A 3,194-nucleotide genomic window follows, 5' to 3' on the forward strand; every position below is an offset into this window, starting at 1 on the left:
AAGGGGGCGCGGGCGCGGGTCTGCTGTTCGAAGGCCAGCAGCTGGGCCAGCTCCTCGACGGTCAGCATCCGCAGCCGGGCGCGGAGCTGGGCCAGCGTCATCGCGGGGTAGTCGTAGCGGATAGCGACCTCGGGGGCTACGACCTCCTCCTCGGTGGGCTCGTCGGCGGGCTCGATGACCTCTTCCTCGGTCTCGAGCAGCAGCAGCGACGCGGGCACGGCCTTGCCGTTGGTCTGCGGGGCCTCCGGCGCTTCGAACAGGTCGAAGCGGCTGGTGTGGCCGTTGGTGGCGGGCGCGGGCTCCAGGTCCTCGTCGAAGGTGGCCCAGGCGGGCTGCTCGGCCGGAGCCGAACCCAGCCGCTCGAACACACCGTCACCCTTGAGCGCGAGGCTGGTGACGAACTGCTGCAGATGCATCGTGGTCTGCAGCACGCGACTGAGCGCGGTGATCGGGAAATTGACCGCGGCGACGGGCAGTCGCCGGGTCTCTTCTAAGGCGTATACGGCGGCGCCGGCGGCCACCCTGGCCAGGAACGGAGGTCGAAACATGACTCCAGCCTGCCGCAAACCGGGTGTGATGCAAAGGTCCACACCCCTGTTGTGTGACTTTCGCCCCTTGATCCGACCTGATCGGGCCTCTCGCGCGCACGTAAGCTGTGGGATATGACCTCGGCAATCCCCTTGAACGTCGGTATCACGCGCTCCGCGGGCGCGAATGCTGCCGGTGGCAAGCGCGTGCTGCTGGCCGAGCCGCGCGGCTACTGCGCAGGCGTCGACCGCGCCGTCGAGACCGTGGAGAAGGCTCTCGAGAAACACGGCGCCCCGATCTATGTGCGCAAGGAGATCGTGCACAACCGCCACGTCGTGGAAACACTACGTGAGCAGGGCGTGATCTTCGTCGACGAGACAGACGAGGTGCCCGAGGGCGCGCTGGTCGTGTTCTCCGCGCACGGTGTCGCGCCGATCGTGCACGAGACCGCCGCCGAACGGAACCTGCGCACCATCGACGCCACCTGTCCGCTGGTCACCAAGGTGCACCAGGAAGCCAAGCGGTTCGCCCGCGACGACTTCGACATCCTGCTGATCGGCCACGAAGGCCACGAGGAAGTCGAGGGCACCGCCGGTGAGGCGCCCGAGCACGTGCAGCTGGTCGACGGGCCCGACTCGGTGGACAAGGTGACCGTGCGCGACCCGTCGAAGGTGATCTGGTTGTCGCAGACCACGCTCTCGGTCGACGAGACCATGGAGACCGTCGAGCGGCTGCGCGAACGTTTCCCGACACTGCAGGACCCGCCCAGCGACGACATCTGCTACGCCACGTCCAACCGGCAGACCGCGGTCAAGGCGATGGCGCCCGAATGCGATCTGGTGATCGTGGTCGGTTCGCGCAACTCGTCGAACTCGGTGCGACTGGTCGAGGTGGCGCTCGGCGCGGGCGCGAAGGCGGCGTATCTGGTCGACTACGCGCGCGAGGTCGATCTGGCCTGGCTCGACGGGGTGCGGACCATCGGCATCACCTCCGGCGCGTCGGTGCCGGAGATCCTGGTGACCGGGGTCCTCGACCTGCTGGCCGAACACGGTTTCGGTGAGGTCCAGCCGGTGACCACGGCCAACGAGACACTGGTGTTCTCCCTGCCTCGTGAGCTCCGCCCCGCCCGCCGGGACGCGCCTTCGCAGAGCTGACCCGCCTGGCCTGAACACAGAAAATCCCCGCCGATCGATCTCGGCGGGGATTCTTCGTTCTCAGACGTTGTCGGGGCGACGTCGTTCCGTGCGGGCGGAGTCGGCGCGGTCTCGATAGCGCACGTTCGGCTGCGGATGCGGGGGTGCGTCGCCACGGCGGCGGGGGACCCTGGCCGGTTCGGGTTCGCGCGGTGCGGCGGCCGCGCGGGCGGCGCGGGGTTCACCGCGGGCGGCGCGAGGCTCGCGGGGCCGGGCCGCGGCGGGCGCCCGTTTCGGTTCGGCGGGCCGGGCGGGTCGGCGAGCCGGGCTCGCCATGTCGACCTCGGTATCGGCTTCGTCCAGTACCGCGGTGCCGCGGCGCGGCCGCTTGCGGGCGGCGGTGGCGAGGTCGGGGGCCGGCTCGGGGCGACGGCGCTTGACCGGCTTGCGTTCGGTCCGGCGCTCCGGGGCGGGGCGAGCGGTCTGGGGTGCGCGCTTGGCGATCGCGATCCTGGCTCCGCCGATCGCCAGCACCAGCACGGTGGCCAGCGCCATCGTCGGGAAGCGCTCCACCAGCGGGATGATCAGGTTCATCAACACGTCTTTGATCGACGTGGTGGCGCGGCCACCCAGCATCTGGCAGGCCAGGGGCACCGCGACGAACAGCAGCAGCGGCGGCATCACCATGGTGGAGAACAGGCCGCGGAAGCGCACCGCGCAGACAGCGAGCACGCAGCCGAGCACATACAGCGCCGAGAACGTGCCGGTCGGATAGGTCTCGCCGCCGAATCCGTCGATCAGGAACCCGAGACCTGTCGCACCCGCGGCGAGCAGAATCGCGGCCCAGGCGGGGATGCCGGGTACCGAGGGCACGATCGAACGTTGCGGCGCGGGCACCCGGGGTCGCGCACGTTGGGAAGCAGCCACACTATGACACTAACTGCACATCGGCCCTGTGGGCGCCACGGCACGGGGATCTCAGACGCGATCCTCGACGTCGGCGAACGCGACGACGCGTGGTCGGGTCTCGGTGAGCCGGATTGCCGGGAGCTCCTGATCGGCGATGCCGAGATCGTGCATCCGGCGCGCGGTGACCATGACCCGCGACTCCACCGAACCCACGGTCGCGTTGAAAGCCGCTACGGCCTTACCGAGATTCACGCCCAGATTGTCCAGATGCTCGGCGACCTTGCCCAACCGGGTGTAGAGCTCCTTGCCCAGTTGCTGCACCGTTGCCATATCGCGCGAGAGCGCTTCCTGCCGCCAGCTGAACGCCACCGTCCGCAGCAGCGCGATCAATGTAGTGGGGGTTGCCAGGATCACGTTCCGGCCGAACGCGTACTCCAAGAGGTCGGCATCGGTGGTGAGCGCGGCGTCGAGGAACGGGTCGCCGGGCACGAACAGTACGACGAACTCCGGTGCCGGATCGAAGGCCGCCCAGTACGCCTTGTCGGCCAATTGGTCGACGTGGGCGCGCAGGTGTTTGGCGTGGCGGGCCAGCAATGGGGTGCGTGCGCCGGGGTCGTCGGTGGT

Annotated in this window: 4 protein-coding genes; 1 reads left to right on the forward strand and 3 read right to left on the reverse strand. The window is 69.4% G+C overall.

The annotated features are described in order from the left end of the window. Positions 1-548 (reverse strand): lipid droplet-associated protein (locus tag ACFWF3_RS29740; protein ID WP_379316942.1); only part of this gene is annotated, 548 nt, incomplete at its 3' end. A gap of 114 nt (positions 549-662) precedes the next feature. Between ACFWF3_RS29740 and ACFWF3_RS29745 the strand changes: the two genes are divergently transcribed. Further along, positions 663-1,682, forward strand: a complete 1,020-nt coding sequence (locus ACFWF3_RS29745) for a 4-hydroxy-3-methylbut-2-enyl diphosphate reductase (protein ID WP_378664336.1) — start codon at positions 663-665, stop codon at positions 1,680-1,682. Between the two features lie 60 nt (positions 1,683-1,742). On the opposite strand, the gene ACFWF3_RS29750 is transcribed toward ACFWF3_RS29745, so the two are convergent. After that, positions 1,743-2,588, reverse strand: coding sequence for a DUF6542 domain-containing protein (locus tag ACFWF3_RS29750; protein ID WP_379316944.1), 846 nt, complete (start codon positions 2,586-2,588; stop codon positions 1,743-1,745). Positions 2,589-2,639: 51 nt separating this feature from the next. Beyond that, positions 2,640-3,194 (reverse strand): DNA recombination protein RmuC (locus ACFWF3_RS29755; RefSeq protein WP_379316946.1); only part of this gene is annotated, 555 nt, incomplete at its 5' end.

The sequence above is a fragment of the Nocardia sp. NPDC060220 genome, assembly GCF_042727815.1.
GTDB lineage: Bacteria > Actinomycetota > Actinomycetes > Mycobacteriales > Mycobacteriaceae > Nocardia.